This window comes from Poseidonibacter parvus (assembly GCF_001956695.1).
Taxonomy (GTDB): Bacteria; Campylobacterota; Campylobacteria; order Campylobacterales; family Arcobacteraceae; genus Poseidonibacter; species Poseidonibacter parvus.
In genome coordinates, this window is sequence record NZ_CP019070.1 from 1063944 (window position 1) to 1084010 (window position 20067).

Here is a 20067-nt window from a genome sequence, read left to right on the forward strand (position 1 = left end):
ATAAAAATTACTATGAGGTACATAAGATCTACAGATGAAGATTTGAAGAAATGTTTGATTAGATAGTAATAATTCTTTGAAATATGATAAAACAATCAATAGAGATATTATATTTTTGGATACAATTTAAAAAATTAAGGATAATTAAAATGGATATTTTTCTTCCCCCTTTTTGTGATATTTTAAATAATAATCACATACTTTTAGCTAGTTCAAACAGTAAAGAAAAAAAAGCAATAAATGATAAACTAATTAATAAGCGTGAATTCATATTAAATGACACTCAAAATCAAAAGTGTTATATTGGTATGCTAGAAAATACATTTATAATTCATTTGACTGGTAGTTCTGGAATTTCGGCAACAGATTCTATTTCTAGATTAATTATTGAATATATATCAAATGACAAACTTCCAATTCCAGCATTTGCGATAATTGCCGGATTTTGTTGGGGTAATCCAAATAATACGAAAAAAGGGGATATATTAATCTGCAATGAAATATATTCATTAAACTATAGAAAGGTTAATGCGCAGGGGAATAATTATAAAAAACTTGTTTTTAAGAGTAAATTCCAAATTGAAGAAGATATCGTATGCAGTTTAAATAATCAAATTAAAACTGGAAAGATGGTTAGTACCGAAAAGTTGTTTTCATCTACAGGGAAAAGGGATGAAATTATAAAAAAATATCCAGATATCGTCGGCGGAGAGATGGAAGGATTTGGATGTATTCCAAATTTTCAGAAAAATTCTATTCCTTGGTTAATTTTAAAAGCAGTATCTGATTTTGGAGATAATGACTATAATATGAATATACAAGCTGAAATGGCGCAGAATGCTGTTAATCAAATAACAAGTATTATTCAAATTATAAAAGATGATAATCAAATAAAATTAAACTTAGATAATGACTTTGTAAATATATTAACAGGAGATGTTTTAGAAGTTACAATAGATAATATTTTAGGTGATGATTTAAACGACTATTTAAATGATATTATTGGTCCAATAATTGAACAAAAGTTAGAGATTTATTATGTAGAAAAAGATGAGAATAATACTTTTATTAGATTATTCTGTGATTTGATTTTAGAGGTATTGCAAAATGCATTTAAGCATGCAGGTGCCGAAAAAGTTAGGGTAAACTTTTTTCAAACTAAAATAACTATAATAGAAACGGGAGAAAGACATACCTTCCGTAACTTAGAGGAACTAGAAAGTGGTAAGGGTGGATTTAATGCATGGAGAAACATACAAGAAAAATTTATTGATACTAATAAAGTAAGCTATTCGAGTAATAAGAAAAAACACGAATTTAAGTTAGATTCCTTAATAACTTATTTAAAAGATTTAATTGAAAATTGTAAAGTATCAATAATCAAATCATCTATAGGTTCTAGTTTACCTGCAAAAAAAGTCATAAAATACAATAATACCTGTAAAGAAGTATATGTTGATGATACAAATGTAAGAATGTCATCAAGAAGACTTGCCTTAGCACGTGAAGTAAAAGATCTTTTAGATAAAGGCTTAAAAGTCTATCTTTTAGTTAATGATGATCAAAATGCATTAATGTATAGAAATGTATTCAGTGAAAATATAAAGAATCTAAAAGTTGTGATTAAATAACTTCTATTAATTTAGTTTAAATAATATTTGATTAAAACACTCAAATTAATATATTTTATGTGCTTTTTTATATCTATCTAATCAAGTTCACCATAATATCCTTGTCCCATAACCTCTTACATTTGGGACAAAGTCAGTTGTTACATGCTTTACATGTTCCACAAAGTGTTCAAAAAGTAAAAATTGCAAAGTTCCACAAAGCTTAAGAAGATATGGAACAAAAATTACAAGCATATATTTTTATCCAAATGATGTACTTTGATATTTTATGTTAACTTATTTTTTAAAGTACACAAGAGTTTAGCTTCTATTTAAACTATCAATCAAAGTACTTCTTTTTACATTAAATGTCCTACATATTGCAGCTTTACTCATACCATCATCCAAAGCTTTTTTTATTGCAATTAATTTTTCATCATCTATTGTTCTTGGTCTTCCACCTCTTACTCCTCTTTTTTTAGCAGCTTCTAATCCAGCTTTAACTCGTTCTTGTATTAAAGATCGTTCAAATTGAGCTAGTGCTCCAAATATGTGGAAGAATAGTTCTCCTGATGCTGTTGTTGTGTCCATCCCTTCAGTAATTGATACAAATGATATATTTCTATTTTTTAAAGAAGTAATTACACTAATTAGATGAGCTAAGCTTCTTCCTAATCTATCTAGTTTCCAAACAACTAAAGTATCTCCTTCTTTTAAAAATTCAATTGCTTTATCTAGACCAACTCTTTTATCTTTTGATCCAGATGTTTTATCAGAAAATATATTTCTTTCATCAACACCATATTTAATTAGTGCATCTTTTTGTAAATTCAAATTCTGATCATCTGTTGATACTCTTATATATCCTATTAGCATACGAAAAACCCCTTTACTATAGTATTCGTATTGTATCACAATCCGATAGTATTTATCGTATATTATTTAGGTGTTTTTTTAAATGTTTATAGATTTTTCAAGAGGGTGTCGAAAAACAGATGTTTTCCATTTGTTTAACTATTTTTAATTTTAGATATAAATTAATAATTTGATGTAAAGTTTACTAATAATTTTTACTTGTGATGTCTTTTAATTCTTATTCTTTTTTAAATTATATTTATATTAATTTCAATTGATTTTTTGTCAAGAATGTGGAACAGAAGACAATAATAGAAATAGTATATATACTTAATGTGGCTTAGAATTTAATAGTGGAGGGGTAACAACATGAACTCATACTAAAAGTCTTATTTATTATGGACAGTTTATGTAAAGAATAAGTAATCAAAAAACTCTGTTAAGTAAATTAGAAATTACTATATTCTTACATATAGAAGTTATTATAAAATTCTTTGAAAAAGTTTTTTCGGTAATTTATTTCTTCTTATCAACTGTTCTGGAATTTCAGTATCATTGTATGGTTCAGTTTCTACTGAACGAAAAGCGTGAGAAATTGAATTTTTAATAAAGATGATTTCTTCATCATTTTCTTCAACTAACTCAAGAATATATTCTATTAAATTGTTATGCTCATAATCTTTTAGCAGTTCTTTGATAATATCATTAGGAACATTATGTGAAAGATAATGAACTGACATCTTTAATATAAAAATCATAATTGATAATAAAATATTTTGTGCATCATTTTTGTTAAATTTTCTTATATCATGAATACAATCAAATATTGTAAATTCAATAATTTGTTTAGTGTTATAAACCTGGTATGTCTTTGATTTTTGTGTTTGATTATGTGAACCTCTTGTATTAATTGTTATAACTATTGCGGTTGGATCAATAATCATTAATTCATTATCATTTATCATTATCAGAAAATCATAAAATTTTGAATGAAAGGGTTCATTTATCCATAAGTTTTCAATGACTACCCTTTTATATAAATATTCAATTTCATCAAGACCTTCTTTTTTAGGGTGATATAATAAATATTTAATTTTATTTACATTAAGTTGATAGAATTGTTCTGGTTTTTCTTCTGGTTTTCCATCATTTTCTTTTGTAAGAATTTCTAGGTTCTCTACCTCTTCTGGTTCTTCTTGATGTTTCTCTTCCTGAGAAACATCTTTTTGTTTATCTTTTCTAGAGAAAGATAATAATTTATATGCTATGTATAATATGAATATAACAATAGATAATATTATCAATGTAATCACAGAACTATCCTTCTAAAAGTTGATTTTTATGTAATACTTTTGACAAAATCTGAGGTGTGAATTTAAATTCTTTTTCAAGAACACTGGCAACTGAATAACCTAAAAATGCAAGGTTAAATATCTTATACATTGCTTTTGCTTCTGATCTTGAAATAAAAATATTCTTTTCATTATTATGTATTAATTTCAAATTTTTTATTTTTTTATATTCCGTAATATCTAGGTACTTATTTTGATTATTACCAAAATCAAATAAACTTAATTCTTCCATGAAGTGTATGGTGTCAGCAAATGTTGACGTTAATATTTCATTTTCCACAATGACCAATTCATTTCGTATAAATTTTTTATTCAATTCATAATTTTCCTCAAAAACATGAAGCAAAAATATATTTTTATCAAGATTTAATGCAACTTTCATAATTTTTAATTTACCTCCAGATTCATCATTTATTGTTAATAATTTATCATATGCCATTTAATTATCCTTTTTTATTATTATTTTCTATCTCATTCCACATTTCATAAATTGTAGAATAGGAAACATTCAATCTGTGATATTTCAAAAAATATTTAGAAATATCCCTAAAGCTCATCTTTTGTTCAATTTTTAAAGAACGAACTATTGACCAAAGTGCTAGTATTTTTTCCCTTTTTACATTTGACTTAATGTTTTCTGCTCTAAACTTTAAAACATTCAGATTTGTGGTACTAAGACTTTTTTCAACATCATTGATTGCTAAAATTAAAGAGCATAACGTTAAAACTGAATTATCAACTTCTCCATGAATACTATTTAACTTATAAAACAATTGTTTTTGATAATAAAGTATCTTTAGTTTTGTAGTAATATCTACTTTTGCAAATAGTCTCAGTTTCTGATTTTGCATTTTAATTGTCATTTTTGTCAATTTTTCACAATTAATTTGATTTTGTTTCATTTATATATTTTCTCCTTTCTTTTGATTAATTTACAACTTTTATTGTATTTGCCAAATGCTCTGCGACCCCTTGAACAGGGAATAGATAACTAGCTTTTTTCCCATTTGAGCTTCTAATGTATGGAGGGATATTAAGTGATTGTAATATCCTTCTGTCAATGCTTTGTGTTGATATTTTTAGCACTTCAGATAATTCATTTTTTGTTAATGTAAAGCCGTATTTAAAGTAAAGTAAAACAATATATTTATCTAGAACGCTCTGTATTTCAGATAAAGTTTTAGTTAGTTCTAACTGTTCTTTATTAAGCTTTTTAATATCAAATTTAATATTCTCTCCTTTTGTATATTGATGTAATTAATCGATTAACTATTGAAATTGTAGAATATTATATATGCAGAATATTGCGTATATAATTTGCTATCAAGAATTATTACTATTTAATCTATATTTTAATCTACAGAAAAGAATTTTAAAAGATATGTTGATAAGTTATTTTTGCTATTTAAAAAAATTTGATTAAGTGATATTATTTCATATCAAGAAGGAGTATCAAAATATGAAATTAAATAACAAATATTTAAATTTAAAAAAAATTTTAGAAATTTATAATGAAAGATATGCAAGAAGAGAAGAATTAGAAGATGAACTTGATCTTTCAAAAGATCAAGTTGGCAGAATAATTACTTTATTAAAAAAAATGAATATATTTGAAAATTTTGAAAAAGGTAATAATAAAATAAGCGAAAACTTATATAATAAAAGTATTTTTAATTCAAAAGAGTTTAATATTGCATTATTAGCATCTTTAGCATATGTAGAAGAAGATAAATCAAAAGAAATTATTAAATACTTTTTTAAAGATACAATAAAAAACTTAACTTTTGCAATAACAAATAACTATTCACGAAACTTTCAAGAGAATATTATTAAACTTATAGACGAAAGTAAATATAACATTTTTGCAAGTATCATAAAAGATAATAATAATACTTCAAAAACCTGTTGTAATGTTTCATTTATTGAATCAGAAAGAAGAGAAAATATAATACCATTAGAATTTTTTATATTTGATGATAGCTGGTTTATTTGTGCATATTTTGTAAAAAATAAAAAAATTGATATCATCGACACAAAAAATATAGAAAGTGCTATTCGAGTAGATTATAATTTTTCTGATTACATTAATATATCCGATGTTGATAAATGTATTAAACGTTATATTTCTGAAAAAAATATAATGACTGAAGAACTAGTACTTTTACGATTAAACCCCACTACACTAAGTTTATTAGTTGAATTTGATTTAATTTCAAGCTACGAGATATTTGAAAATAGAAATAATGATAATGAAAAATTATTTTTATTAAATATAAATAGATCTAGTGATGAATTATCGAAAATTAATATTGATAACTTAATATCAAATATTGATACTCCTGAAGATTTAATTGAAAATAAAAGAATAGTTTTTTATGAAGAAGATACAAAAAGTTATATTATTAAAACAAAATTAAGCAAATCAAAATTGAAGTTTATTTTAAATGCTTTTGATAATATTCAACAAATAAAGTAATTTATATGCCTGAAAAAACAATTACAACAGAAGATCTTGAAAAATTTGAAAGTAGTTTAAATTCTGAATTTTGGAGAAATTTATACAAACGTACAAGAGAAAATTTTGAAATATATAAAAAAATCATTAGAGAGCCTAAAGATATAAAATTGACTTTACGATATTCAAAAGATATTAAAAAGGTTTATTATGAGAATAATGAAATTAAAATTAGTAAGTTTTTTATTATCTACATTGTTTTTTATTTTATTGAAAACTATAAAAAGAATGATAGCTTAATTTTTGAAAATATTGATGAAAAAATGTTTTGGTATATGCTAGAATTAATGGTAGATTTTATAATTGAATTTGTAATTCTACATGAATTCTTTCATGCTAAAGGAAATCATTTAATAATAAAAAATAAGTTCAGAGAAAAAAATATTGAATTTGAAGAAGCTAAAAAGGCATTTGAATTAATGACTAGAAATTCTTTTACATTATGCAGTAAAAAACATTCTCTAATTGAAACAAGTATTGAATTAGATGCTGATAAAAAGGCAATTGAACTTTTGTTAGAAAAATATCTAAGACTTAGTTACAAGAACGATACTCTTATTGAAAAGTATATTTATGCAATATTACATCTTACTAATATTTTTAAATATTTAGGAAATAATAATGATAATATTAAAGTTAGACAGGTATTCTTAATGGCTTCAATTGTTGATTTAAAAAGAAAGATTCCTTCTTGTACTAATATATCAATTGAAGAACTTGAAAATATTAAAGATAACTGTGTTATTAAATTTAGTAATAAATATAAAGATCTTAACGATTTTAAATATGAAGATCTTGAATTGAATCAAGAATCAGTTAAAGAATTTTTTGCCTTCAGAAGAGAAAATCACGATGATTTGAATAATAATTATTGATATGAATAGCGATTTAAAACATATAATACTGAAATTAATAGAAATGAAAGAGTTTCTTTCAATAGCTTTAATAGAATGATTAAATGACTTTAGTAGTTTTTAAAAGTGTTGTTTTATTATTATATATTACTAGATATTTTAAAATTTCTTTTAGGGTATAAATAGGGTATAAAATAAAATTTATATATTATTTAATATTTCTATAACCCTTACTGTAAAGAGGTTATAGATATATTAGATATTTTATTCAGTTGTATTCATCATCCATATAGAGAAGACATCTAAATAATTCCAAAATGATTGTTTTAAATCATCTGGCATAGCATGAGGTTTTAAAACCATAATATAAGATTCTAACCAAACTCTTCTAGCTTCTTGAGTAATAGCAAAAGGAGCATGACGAGCAGCCATCATGGGTTTACCTCTACTTTGATCAAAATGCCTAGTTCCTCCACAAATTTGAATGAAAAAATCAGCTGAATGTTTTTTTGCTAATGCAAAGCCTTCATCAGAAGGTGGGAATAACCCTTTGATATTACTTTGTCTTAACAAATCATAGTGATCAGAAATAAGCTGTCTCATTCCATCTTCACCTAAGTATTCTAATACTTTTGGATCTGGTTTTACAACTGGGGGTCTAGTTCCTATTTGACCTTCTGTTATATTAAATTCCATATTATTAACCTTTTTTATATAAATTATTTGTATTTTATGTGCATTTTTTGCAAAGTAATCATACTATATATATTCTAAATCTTTATAAAATTCATCTTTATTTTAAATATGATAAAATAATATAAAATCAAAAATATGGAAGTAAATGGCAGTTAATACAGAAAAAATTTTAGAATGTTACAGCTGTGGTTTATTTGTAAACAAAGAAGTTGGTATAAAACCAGTAAAATTAAGATGTCCTAGATGTAATAGTAAATTAGTAAGTGAAAAAAAACATAGTATTAATGCTTTGTATTATTCTATTTCTGCTTTATTACTTTTCGCAATAATTAATATTTATCCTTTATTAACACTTTCCCTTGGAGTAACAGAACTAAAAGCTACACTAATAGGCACTGTTTTAATTCTTTTAGAACAAAACTTTTTCTTTGTGGCTTTGATTGTTTTTTTTACAGCAATTGTAGCACCTATATTAAACTCAATTATAATCATAATTTCATTTATACAAAAATATACGAAAATTAAACTACTTACGAAAACATTTTTACATGATAGTTTCCATTTCTTTAAGCATTGGGGATTTGTTGAAGTATTTATTATAAGTATAATAGTTACGTATATAAAACTTATTGGTATGGTTTCTTCAACAAAGTTTGATATTGGCTTTTATGTAATGCTTGCATATATCTTTTGTTTGTATATGGCAAATAAAAGCTATGAAGATAAAAATGTGTTTGGTGAATAAATGCTCTTAATATCTTGTAAAAACTGTCATAAAGTATATGAAAAAGAAAATTATGATGAATTTGTCTGTACTAGATGTAATCATAAAGTGAGAAAAAGAGTAAAGAACTCATTACAAGTTTCACTAGCTTTAACTATTTGTGCAATACTTTTATATATTCCAGCAATGCTTTATCCAATGATGGAAATTACAAAGTTTGGAATTAAAACGGAAAGTACAATACTAGAAGGGGTTGTAAGCTTTATAGAGTATAAGAGCTATTTTATTGCTTTTGTTATTTTTACAGCTAGTGTTATAATTCCTCTTATAAAATTAGTTGGTTTATTATTGATTTTTATTTCATTAAAAATTGATATTAAGATTAGGAATAAAAATAAAAATAGAATTTTTAAATTTATTGAAATGATTGGCAAATGGTCTATGATTGATATATATGTTGTAGCATTATTAGCGTCAGTTGTTCAATTAGGAGAAATCTTTAATATAAAAGGTGGACTTGCAGCTACATCTTTTGCATTAGTAGTAATACTTACAATGGTTGCAGCACATAGATTTGATACAAGGATTATATGGGATGAGCGATAAAGAGATTATTGAAAAACAAAATGATGATGTTATTTATAAAGCAAAAGAAGATGATAAAAAAGCAGTTTCTTCTATATGGCTTTTGCCTATTATTATTTTAGGAATTTTAGCTTGGATTTCGTATGAATCATATATGAAAAAGGGTACAAATATTACAGTAGTATTTAAAAGTGCAGAAGGTTTAAAAGAGGGTGCAACTGTATTAGAATATAAAGGTCTTCAATTAGGAAAAGTTACAAAAATTGATATTAATGATGATTTAGAAAATGTAAAAGTTAATATATTAGTTAAAAGTGAAGCTAGTAAATATGTAGCTAGTGAAGGTTCAAGATTTTGGATTAGAAGACCTACTATTTCTTTAACAAAAGTATCAGGTTTAAGTACACTTGTAGATGGTTATAAAATTGAAATATCACCAAAATTTAGAACAGATAAAGAGTTCGAAAATGCAAAAGAAAAATACGATTTTATTGGACTTGATAGTAAGCCAGATGATGAATTAGCAAGTAATGGTTATTATGTTTCATTAATTGCAAATGACAAAGATAGTATTGAAGTGGGAACGCCAATATTTTATAATAAATATCAAATAGGTGAGGTTGTTTCAAAAGACTTTAAGTTCGAGAAAGTATTCTTAAATGTTTATATTTATGATAAGTATAATTATTTAGTAAATAAAAGCTCAAAATTTGTATTAAATGAGGCTTTAAAAGTAAGCTATGGTCCGAGTGGTTTAAATGTTGAAATTGGTTCTTTATATTCTGCATTAGTTGGAGGAGTAACTGTAATTACTCCTGATAAAAATGATATCAAAATTGAAAAAGATGAGGTATATACTTTATTTGCAGGAAAAGATTCTTTAGAGAAAAAAGAGTATTTTCATATTAAATTCGCAAATGCAAACGGTATTGATGCAAATACACCTATTATTTATAAAGGCCTTGCTATTGGAAAATTAACAAGCTTAGATTTAAGAAATGACACTCTTACTTCTAAAGCTTTTATTTATGAAAAGTATAAATATTTACTTACAAATAAAACGCAATTTTATATTGAATCTCCTGAAATTAGTTTAGAAGGGGTTAAAAATTTAGGCAATATAGTAAAAGGAAATTTTGTATCATTAAATTATGAAGAAGGTGAACCTAATAATATTTTTACTGTTAATAATTCTAAAGAAAGTAAAGAGATAGATTCTTCTTTAATTTATACTTTAAAAAGTGATAGTCTAAATTCAATTACTAAAAAGTCAAAAGTTTATTTTAAAAATATTGAAATAGGAAAAGTTATTTATTATTCTTTAACTAAGGATTTAAAAAAAGTAAATATTCAAATATTAATTGATGAAAAATATAAAAAACTAATTCATAATCATACTCTTTTTTATGATATGAGTTCAAAACTTTTAGAGTTAAAAAACTTTGATATTGATATAAATTATGCAGGAGTTAATCCTTTATTAAATGGTGCAATTGCAATTGAAGAAATTAGACGTGATAAAAAACTTAGTAGAAAAAGTTTTAAATTATACGAAAGTTATAAAGAAGTAGAAAAATTAAAAAGACTGCATAATGATGGTTTTACTATTGATGCATATTTTAATAATGATTTTAAAATCAAAAAAAATATGGCAATAGTTTATAAAAATCAAGAAATTGGTTTTGTAAAAGCTATTAAATTTGATAGCAAAAAATCAAATGCAAAGCTATTTATATATAAAGATTATAAAAAATATATAAATAAAACAAGTAGATTTTATAAAAAAGGTGTAATAGATTTAAATGCAAGTTTAAATGGGATTTTATTTAATATGGATAATTTCACTTCTCTACTTGAAGGTTCAATTGTCCTAGAAAACAATACAGATATGCTTTATTCTAAGTATAATATTTACTCATCAGAAGATGAAATGAAAGATTCTTCAAATAGTATTACTATAATTTTTGATGATGTAGAAGGTGTTCATGAACAATTTTCTCAACTTACATATAAAGGTGTAAAAGTTGGGAAAGTTACAAAAGTTTCATTAAATGAAAAACAAAAAGTTGTAGTTAAAGCACAGATATATAATGATTATAAATCTTTTACAAAAGAAGGAACAGTTTTTTATTTAAAAAAGCCAAAAATTTCACTTCAAGAAGTATCTAATATTGGTTCTTCTGTAATGGCTGTAAATATTGGAGTTATAAAAAGCAATAACAAAAAATCACAAATTAGATTTAAAGGCTTCGATACTCTTCCTTCGCTTGACAAATCATATCATGGAACAATTTTCAAGGTTCACGCAAAACACGCTTCAAGTGCAAATGTAGATGCTCCTATTTATTATAAAAATGTACAAATAGGAAAAATAAATAAAATTGATTTATCAAATGATGCTAGTAGTGTTATTATGGATTGTTTAATTTATGAGAAATACACGAATTTTGTTAGAAGTAATTCAGTGTTTTATGATATAAGTGGCTTTAATATGAAGTTCTCACTCTTTTCTGGTTCAAAAGTTGAATCAAATACATTTACAAGTATTTTAAAAGGTGGCTTAGTTGTTGTTACACCGTATTTATATGATAGACCAGCAAACAGTAAAGATAAGTTTTTATTAGTAGAAGAACTCACAGAAGATTGGGAAAGTATAAGTCCAAGTATTAAGAAGTATTAAAAATATTAAGAAGTTTATAAAATAAGAAGTAAAAACTTCTTATTTTATATAATTTTCTTTTTTATCATTTGTATCTAATTCTTGCCCAATTGCTTGGTATCTTTTAAAGTAATATTTTACAAATTCGTTTATTTTTTTATTTACAGGCATAAAATATTTACCTTCTTTTATAGCATAAATATTTAAAAACTCGCTCGCATCTTTTTTATCTAAATAGTGTTTTGCTAAAGAAGTATATGTTTGAACATACCATTTTTTAAGCTCTTCATATTTTGAATCTGATAAGTCAATAATTAGTTTATTATCTTTAAAATCTAAAACTTCTGAATCAAATAATCCGCTTAAATGAATAATTCCTTCACAATAATATGGTTGAACTTCATCAACTTCCATCCAACCCATTAATCCAACAGCTCGTTTAACTGTATCTATTAATACTTGTTTTTCTAGTTGTTTTTCATCGTTTGATTCATCTAGAAAGAATGATACTAATCCACCAGTTGTTGCTTTAAACTCTTCAATATTTTTAAAGTTACCGCTTTTATTCATAACAGATTCTGTTTCATCATCGCACCATAAAATATGACCAAATTCATGACCTATTGTCGTGATATCATAAACTTTATGCCAAGAAGCTGTTTCATTAAACAAAAACTTTCTATCTTCATTTAATATTTCATGTCCAAAGATTTCGCTACTTAATTTTAAAAATGGTTTAGCTCTAGTTGTTTGCAATATTTCATCAGAAAAAGCAAAAATCTTTTTTCCCATTTCTTTTGAAACAATTTCATCATTAGGTACAACTTGTGCTGAAAATAAGCCATTTAATTCAGCTCCAAAAAATAGTGCAGGACGTCCTATATAAAGCTGAACTTGGTCAAGTGATTTTAATGAAAAATCATAAACAGATTTATTTTTTTCATTTTGTTCAACATTTTCAAAAACTTTTGCAAATGCAGATTTGATTTTATTAACTCTGTTATCATCTTGTGAAAATTCAGGGTTTGTAAGTCTAATATCCCATTCTAATGCAACTGCTTTTCTAAAATGATCTTCATAATATTCTAAAGGATGACCAATTTGAACTGGAGATTTTATTTTCATCCAAGCTCTATCAACATCAGCCCATCTAGAAACTAATAAATGAGTTTTATCTTCACCAAAAGCTTTTATAAGAGATTGAATATATAGAATATAATTCCATTTTTCATTATATTCTTCATCTTCAAGCTCAATTAAACTCTCTTCAAAATCTTCAAGTGCATCAATAACTGCTGTTGTTTGTGTTTTAAAAGCGTTTATATATGCTTTTGAATGATATGAATCTTTTTCTTTTACGAGTGCTGAATATGATCTATCTGCTATGATATTATTATGTCCTAAGTCTAGTAAATTTTCATCTTCAAGATATTTAAATACTTTTTCTTCATTACCATCAAATTTATTCATTAACTCTTTATTTATTCCATTGATAATATGTGCAGTCCATAAACTTTGCCAAGAAGACATTTTTAAACCAACTTGATAAACACCTTCAAAAACTGCTCTATAAAATGGAGTTAATAGTTTATTATTTTGAATATACTCAACTGTATTTTTATGTTTTTCGTGCCAAAAATCTCTAGTAAAACAATAAGCATCTTCTTGTAATTCAATAATCTCTTCTTCATTTTTATTGTTTTTCTTTAATACTTGAACAAGTGAATCATCTCTTAAATTAACAAGTCTAGTAACAAGTGCAAATCTTAAATCTTCACTCATTGGAAGTTCAAGATATTTTGCAAATTCTTCTATAATTGTTAGTTTTTCAAATTCATTATTTTCAAGATATGAAATAAGTTTATTTACATTAGATTTTTGAGTATTTAAAAAAGTATAAACTTCATCTAAGTCATTTAAAAATTTATCATTATTCATTATATTATTCCTCTTGTATTATTAGTCGTAGTTTATCTATTAATTGCTTTTTTATTAATAAGTAAATAGTTTTATATGGGTTTAAGTTGTATTTTTACATAATAGATGATAATAAAAAACATATATACTGTAAATAAAGTACATATGTTATGTAATAGGAGTTAGTATTAGTAAAAAGAAATTAATAGTTAAAAATGTTTTTAAAGTCTTTGGGAAAGAACCCAAAAAAGCTTTAAAAATGCTAAATGAAGGTGAGAGTAAAGATAATATCTTTACAAAAACAGGTATGACCATTGGTGTACAAGATGCAAGTTTCGAAATTAATGAAGGTGAAATCTTTGTAATTATGGGACTTTCTGGTTCTGGTAAATCAACACTTGTAAGACTTTTAAACAGATTAATAGAGCCAACTTCTGGCCAAATTTTTATTGATGATATTGATGTTACAAATTTAAGTGATAAGGAATTAATTGATATTAGAAGAAAAAAAATATCAATGGTTTTTCAATCTTTTGCTTTAATGCCACATATGAATATTATTGATAATGTTTCTTTTGGTTTAGAATTAAGTGGAATAGAAAAAGACAAAAGATATGAAGCTGCACAAAAAGCACTAGAGCAAGTTGGTCTTAATCATCATGCATTATCTTTTCCTGATGAATTAAGTGGTGGTATGCAACAGCGTGTTGGTTTAGCACGTGCTTTAGCAAACGATCCTGATATTATGTTAATGGATGAGGCATTTTCTGCACTTGATCCTCTTATTAGAACTGAAATGCAAGATGAACTTGTAGAACTTCAAGAAAAAGAAAAAAGAACAATTGTATTTATTTCTCATGATTTAGATGAAGCCATCAGAATTGGCGATAGAATTGCGATTATGCAAAATGGTGAAGTTGTTCAAATTGGAACACCTGAAGAGATTATCAATGAACCTGCAAATGATTATGTAAGATCTTTCTTTAAAGGTGTTGATGTAACTTCAGTATTAAATGCTTCTCATATTGTTAAAAAAACAAAGGCAACTATAATCAATAAAGAAGGAGTAGGTATTAAATCTGCTTTACAATATATTGGTGATTATGATGAAGATTATGCATATTTTATTGAAAAAAACGGTAAATATATTGGTCTTTTAACTGTAGAATCTTTAAAAGAACAAAAAAAGATTGATGGAAATATTCATGATGCAGTAATTGATGAAAAGCCAATTAATGAAAATCTTCAAATTGGAGAGTTTATTTCAGATGTAGCAGGGCATGCTTATCCATCTGCTGTAATTAGTGATGATGGAAAATATAGAGGAACAATTTCAAAAAGTAGATTGTTGAAAGTATTTGATGAAGGAGTTGATAATGAGTAATGATCCTTGGGGAAATGCATCAACTGCACAAGAAAATAGAGAATCATCAGTTGATTGGACACAAGAAGCTGCACAAGCTCCTATTGAAGAAGCTAATGAATTCAATATTTTGAATCCATTTGAAAATGTTCTTATTCCTTTTGACAAATGGACAAATGATGGAATTGATTGGTTAGTTGTTAATTTTAGAGAAGTATTTTTAGCAGCAAAAGCTCCTATTGATATTGTTTTAAAATCAATTGAAAGTTTTTTACTATTCTTAAATCCTTATGTTGTAATTTTATTCTTTGTATTATTAGCTTTACAACTTGCAAGTAAAAAACTTGCAATTGGAACATTGATTTCATTTTTTATCATTGGATTTATAGGTGCTTGGGAAGAATCAATGATTACACTTTCTTTAGTTATAACAGCAGTACTCTTCTCTGTAATAATAGGCTTGCCTTTAGGAATTTGGTCTGCAAAAAGTGATACTGTTGATAAAGTTTTACGACCTATTCTTGATGGAATGCAGACAACACCTGCATTCGTTTACTTAATTCCTATTGTAATGTTATTTGGTATTGGAAATGTTCCTGGAGTTATTGTAACTATTATTTTTGCACTTCCTCCACTTATTCGTCTTACAAACTTAGGAATTAGACAAGTACCTGAGGACTTAATTGAAGCTTCAAGATCTTTTGGAGCAAGTTCATCTCAAATGTTATGGAAAGTTCAAATTCCCGTTGCAATGCCTACTATTATGGCAGGAATCAATCAAACATTGATGCTTTCATTATCAATGGTTGTTATTGCTTCAATGATTGCTGTAGGTGGTCTTGGACAAATGGTTTTAAGAGGTATTGGAAGACTTGATATTGGTCTTGCTGCAGTAGGTGGTCTTGGTATTGTATTACTTGCAATTATCTTAGATAGATTAACTCAAGAAGCAGGTAAAAAAGATAAAAATGATAAAAGACGATGGCATGAAAAAGGGCCTATTGGTTTTATTTTAAATTTAAGGAGAAAAAATGTTAAATAAAAAAAGTTTAATTAGTCTTGTTGCTTCTGTTGCAGTAGCTTCAAGTTTATTTGGGGCAAAAGTAACTGCTGTTAAAACAGCAATTGCAGAAGAAGGTTTCCAAATGCAAGTTGTTGTGGAAGTTTTAAAAAAAATGGGACATACAGTTGAAGTTACAAATGATGTAGATTATGCAATTGCTTTTCAAACTATTGCAAACAATGCACAAAGTGATGATGTTTATTTTATGGCAGCTCATTGGGATCCATTACAAAATACAATGGTAGAAGGTGCAGGTGGAGAAGCTAAACTTACTAAATTCTCTGACTTTGTAGCTAATTGTGCTCAAGGTTATTTAATTGACAAAAAAACTGCTGATAAATATAATATTAAATATGTTAATGATTTAAATAAACCAGAAATTGCAAAACTATTTGATTCAAATGGAAATGGTAAAGCTGATTTAACAGGTTGTTCTGGTGGTTGGGGATGTTCTAAAGTAATTGAACATCAATTAGATGCTTATGGTTTAAGAGATAATATTGACCATAACCAAGGTTCTTACTCAGCACTTATTGCTGATACAATTGCAAGATATAAAACAGGTAAGCCAATATTCTATTATACGTGGACTCCTTATTGGGTAAGTGGTCAATTAGTACCTGGTAAAGATGTTACATTTTTACAAGTAACTAAATCAGCTAATCCTGATGGATACTCTACAAAACTTCCAAATGGTACAGATTATGGATTTGCTGTTAATAATCAAAAAATTGTTGCTAATAAAAGTGTACTTACAAAGCACAAAGATATAGCAAAATTATTTGATATTATAAAGCTTAGTGTAAATGATGTAAGTGGTGAAAATATGTTAATGGCAAATGGTCAGAATAAACATACAGATGTTCAAAGACACGCACAAACATGGTTAGAAAATAATAAAGCTACAGTTGATGCATGGATTAAAGAAGCAAAAGCTGCTAAATAATTCTTCTAAAATATAATTTTAAAACTAATTAAACAACAATTATAATTATACTAGTTATAATTGGAGTTTATTGGTTTTAAATTACTTTAGGAGAGAAAATGATTACTAAAAAAATATTACTAGGTGGATTACTTTCACTAGTTCTTACTTCAAATTTATTCGCTGCAAAAGTTACAGCTTTAAAAACTGTACTTGCTGAAGAATCTTTTCAATTACAACTTATTGTTGAAATGCTTAAAAAAATGGGACATAACGTAGAAATTTCTAGTGATTTAGAGTATGCAATTACTTTCCAAACAATTGCTGATAATGCAAAAAGTGATGATGTTTATTTTATGGCCGCTCATTGGGATCCAATTCAAACAAATATGATTAAAGGTGTAGGTGGTACTGAAAAACTTGCAATATTTTCTGAATATATATCTAATTGTGCATCAGGTTATGTAATTGATAAGAAAACTGCTGATAAATATAATATTAAATATATCAGTGATTTAAAAGATCCTAAAATTGCTAAACTATTTGATTCAAGTGGTAATGGTAAAGCTGATTTAACTGGTGCTAGTTTAGGATGGGAAGTTGCAGATACAATCAACCATCAATTAGATGCTTTTAAATTAAGAGATACAATAGACCATAATCAAGGTGCATATTCAGCAATGATTTCTGATACTATGGCTAGATATAAAACTGGTAAACCTATTTTATTTTGGACATGGACTCCTTATTGGGTAACAGGAAAATTAGTTCCTGGAAAAGACATTACATTTTTACAAGTAACACAGTCTGAGCATCCAAAAGGTATCGATACTCAAATTTCTAATGGAGCAAATTATGGATTTGCTATTAATTCTCAAAAAATAGTTGCAAATTCAAGTGTTTTAACAAAACACCAAGATATTGCAAAATTATTTGATATTGTTAAATTAAGTGTTAATGATGTAAGTGGTCAAAATATGCTTATGAGAAATGGACAAAAAGAGCCTAAAGATATTAAAAGACATGTTCAAAAATGGATTCAAGCTAATGAAACAAAAGTAAATTCTTGGATTAAAGAAGCACAAGCTGCAAAATAGTTTAAATTTAAATAAGGGTTTTAACCCTTATTTTCAGCAAACTTGGCTAAATCATTTATAGCTTTTACAATAGCATCACTAAATGATTTTATATTATCCCCATTTACACTTTTTCTACTAATTAAATTCATATCAATTCTATCATCAATCAAGTTATACCAAAAACCAAAACCATCAGGAACAACAGGACCAAAACCACCAAGGTCAAAATATTTTGATTCTATTCTACTTGTTGAGATATAACTGTATGTAAGTTTATTATATCCAACATCGTTAAAAAACTCTGGCATTTCTTTTAAACCTAACTCTTCACCAAAAAGTGTATACATATTTTTCATAGCAAAAAAGTATCTCTCAACTCCATTTGAGCGTAAACAATCTTTTATTCTTCTTGATTGTTTTTTACAAGCATCAGACATTAAATCTTTAAGTGTACTCTTATTTGAATCCTCATTATCAAATGCTTTTACAAATTCTAAAAGTTCCATAGATATAGGACGAGAACACTCTGTTCTACCATTTAAATAAATTCTAGTAGTAACAGCTTCATAGGTACTTTTTAATGTTCCAAACTTTCTATATTGTGCAAGTTGAAGTGCTAATTGTAAAAATGCATCGGGACTATAACCCATTTCTTTAATTTCATTACTTCCAAAATCTTTGAAATATAAAATCTCTTGATGAAGGTCCTTAGTTTTTTTAATATGTTTAGCTCTTAAATCATCTAATTGTTTTTTTAATTCTATAGATATTTCCCAATCAAGTTTTTTTACTTCTATGATTTCTTTGCTGTTATTTTCAATATGACTAGCCATAATCGAAGTATTTGTGATGTCTTCATAAACCATATTAATAACATTTATCCAAGAACCAGCATCAGAGCCTGTATGCTCTAAATTAAATCCAAAATCACCATTTTGATTAAAGATTAGTTGTAGGTTTTTGTCAAAATATCTATTATTTTCATTTGAAGCAATTAAACTCATTGCAAACTCATATAAACTTTTAGAGTTTTCATCCATACAAACAATAAATAAAGCATCTTTTAGTGTTTCGAAATTCTCACTATTTTCTTCAATTTCTACAATTTGTTCTAATAATACAGCTGCTTCATCTCTATATGCAGTAGTTATAATTCCTACACTTGTATCATTCTCTTTTATTTGCGATGTTAAAAGATTTTCTAATGTATTAGTGATTATTTTAGATGAATATCTTTTTGCATTTTCATCATTTAAAGCTAGTTTAAACATATGGTTTTTATACATCACAATTATATGAGAGTTTTTTGTTTTTTCTTTTACAATATACTCATCACGATTTTGTTTTGGAATTTTTGTTGCTTTAAACATCTCTTTATAAGCTGACATACATAAAGGTGTATTTTTTATTTTCTCAGGTTCAAAAGACTCATCTAAAATACTCTCATATATATCCATAAGTTTACTTATAATAACACCTGCAATCTGACAACTTGAATACTTAAGTTTAAGTTCATCTGTTATTAATTTGACAAAATAATTTACATCAATAGCAACAGGTTCTCTAATGTCTAAATACATATTTTTCCAAAGTGGTGCTAACCAATTACCTTCATTTTTTTTTGACCATTCTTCTAGTTTTTTTTCAAGAATAAGTCCTTCATTACTTGAAAAAGTTTCTAAATTAGCTTTTGTAGTTTGGAATTGTTCTTTAGAAATTAAAGGTTCAACCCAATCTAAAAAATTTTCACTAGCATCATTTAGATTTGAGAGTGGAAGAGTTTTTAATTGTTCTTGAAGTTCAAAAGTTTTTGACATTATTTTCCTTATTAACTATGATTATAATTTCTTTGATTATATCAAAAATTATT

17 protein-coding genes are annotated in these 20067 nt (G+C 25.8%); 10 read left to right on the forward strand and 7 right to left on the reverse strand.

Features of this window, described 5'->3' with window-relative positions:
• Window positions 1-149 precede the first annotated feature (149 nt).
• Window positions 150-1631: a hypothetical protein gene (locus LPB137_RS05230; RefSeq protein WP_076085343.1), complete on the forward strand. Its 1482-nt coding sequence runs from the start codon at window positions 150-152 to the stop codon at window positions 1629-1631.
• A 300-nt stretch (window positions 1632-1931) separates the two neighbouring features.
• Here LPB137_RS05230 and LPB137_RS05235 read toward each other — a convergent pair whose 3' ends face one another.
• From LPB137_RS05235 to LPB137_RS05250, 4 genes are all read right to left on the reverse strand, one after another.
• Window positions 1932-2486 carry a recombinase family protein gene (locus LPB137_RS05235; protein ID WP_076085346.1) on the reverse strand — a complete coding sequence of 185 codons (555 nt, stop codon included), beginning with the start codon at window positions 2484-2486 and terminating at the stop codon, window positions 1932-1934.
• A gap of 461 nt (window positions 2487-2947) precedes the next feature.
• A complete protein-coding gene (locus LPB137_RS05240; protein ID WP_076085349.1) occupies window positions 2948-3778 on the reverse strand; it encodes a hypothetical protein in 831 nt (276 codons plus the stop codon).
• Window positions 3779-3782: 4 nt separating this feature from the next.
• The gene (locus tag LPB137_RS05245) at window positions 3783-4256 is read right to left on the reverse strand and encodes a hypothetical protein (RefSeq protein ID WP_076085352.1); all 474 of its coding nucleotides are present in this window, start codon (window positions 4254-4256) and stop codon (window positions 3783-3785) included.
• Between the two features lie 4 nt (window positions 4257-4260).
• Window positions 4261-4719, reverse strand: coding sequence for a hypothetical protein (locus LPB137_RS05250; RefSeq protein WP_076085355.1), 459 nt, complete (start codon window positions 4717-4719; stop codon window positions 4261-4263).
• A gap of 557 nt (window positions 4720-5276) precedes the next feature.
• Here LPB137_RS05250 and LPB137_RS05255 point away from each other — a divergent pair.
• Entirely contained in the window at window positions 5277-6293 is a 1017-nt protein-coding gene (locus LPB137_RS05255) for a hypothetical protein (RefSeq protein WP_076085358.1), read from the forward strand.
• 5 nt (window positions 6294-6298) lie between these two features.
• Window positions 6299-7207, forward strand: coding sequence for a hypothetical protein (locus LPB137_RS05260; RefSeq protein WP_076085361.1), 909 nt, complete (start codon window positions 6299-6301; stop codon window positions 7205-7207).
• Between the two features lie 243 nt (window positions 7208-7450).
• On the opposite strand, the gene LPB137_RS05265 is transcribed toward LPB137_RS05260, so the two are convergent.
• Window positions 7451-7882: a globin domain-containing protein gene (locus tag LPB137_RS05265; RefSeq protein ID WP_076085364.1), complete on the reverse strand. Its 432-nt coding sequence runs from the start codon at window positions 7880-7882 to the stop codon at window positions 7451-7453.
• A gap of 145 nt (window positions 7883-8027) precedes the next feature.
• Here LPB137_RS05265 and LPB137_RS05270 point away from each other — a divergent pair, with 145 nt between their 5' ends.
• Genes LPB137_RS05270 through LPB137_RS05280 form a run of 3 tightly spaced genes read left to right on the forward strand, consistent with a single transcriptional unit; the run spans window position 8028 to window position 11871 of the window.
• Window positions 8028-8627, forward strand: a complete 600-nt coding sequence (locus LPB137_RS05270; RefSeq protein ID WP_076085367.1) for a paraquat-inducible protein A — start codon at window positions 8028-8030, stop codon at window positions 8625-8627.
• Complete coding sequence (locus LPB137_RS05275) at window positions 8628-9212, forward strand: paraquat-inducible protein A (protein ID WP_076085370.1); 585 nt, start codon at window positions 8628-8630, stop codon at window positions 9210-9212.
• Window positions 9202-11871: an MlaD family protein gene (locus tag LPB137_RS05280; RefSeq protein ID WP_076085373.1), complete on the forward strand. Its 2670-nt coding sequence runs from the start codon at window positions 9202-9204 to the stop codon at window positions 11869-11871. Before LPB137_RS05275 ends, LPB137_RS05280 begins: the two co-directional genes overlap by 11 nt.
• Window positions 11872-11910: 39 nt before the next feature.
• Here LPB137_RS05280 and ciaB read toward each other — a convergent pair whose 3' ends face one another.
• Complete coding sequence (gene ciaB / locus LPB137_RS05285; protein ID WP_076085376.1) at window positions 11911-13788, reverse strand: invasion protein CiaB; 1878 nt, start codon at window positions 13786-13788, stop codon at window positions 11911-11913.
• A 238-nt stretch (window positions 13789-14026) separates the two neighbouring features.
• On the opposite strand from ciaB, the gene proV reads away from it, so the two are divergent.
• The 4 genes from proV to proX (LPB137_RS05305) all read left to right on the forward strand — a co-directional run bounded on the left by proV (window position 14027) and on the right by proX (LPB137_RS05305) (window position 18215).
• Entirely contained in the window at window positions 14027-15151 is a 1125-nt protein-coding gene (proV, locus tag LPB137_RS05290; protein ID WP_237671627.1) for a glycine betaine/L-proline ABC transporter ATP-binding protein ProV, read from the forward strand.
• Complete coding sequence (gene proW / locus LPB137_RS05295) at window positions 15144-16172, forward strand: glycine betaine/L-proline ABC transporter permease ProW (protein ID WP_076085382.1); 1029 nt, start codon at window positions 15144-15146, stop codon at window positions 16170-16172. Before proV ends, proW begins: the two co-directional genes overlap by 8 nt.
• On the forward strand, window positions 16162-17139 hold the full coding sequence (proX, locus tag LPB137_RS05300; protein WP_076085385.1) for a glycine betaine/L-proline ABC transporter substrate-binding protein ProX: 978 nt from the start codon (window positions 16162-16164) through the stop codon (window positions 17137-17139). The genes proW and proX (LPB137_RS05300) overlap by 11 nt, the downstream gene beginning before the upstream one ends.
• Before the next feature lie 98 nt (window positions 17140-17237).
• The gene (proX, locus tag LPB137_RS05305) at window positions 17238-18215 is read left to right on the forward strand and encodes a glycine betaine/L-proline ABC transporter substrate-binding protein ProX (protein ID WP_076085388.1); all 978 of its coding nucleotides are present in this window, start codon (window positions 17238-17240) and stop codon (window positions 18213-18215) included.
• Between the two features lie 20 nt (window positions 18216-18235).
• On the opposite strand, the gene LPB137_RS05310 is transcribed toward proX (LPB137_RS05305), so the two are convergent.
• Window positions 18236-20014: a choline/carnitine O-acyltransferase gene (locus LPB137_RS05310; protein ID WP_076085391.1), complete on the reverse strand. Its 1779-nt coding sequence runs from the start codon at window positions 20012-20014 to the stop codon at window positions 18236-18238.
• Window positions 20015-20067: the final 53 nt, after the last annotated feature.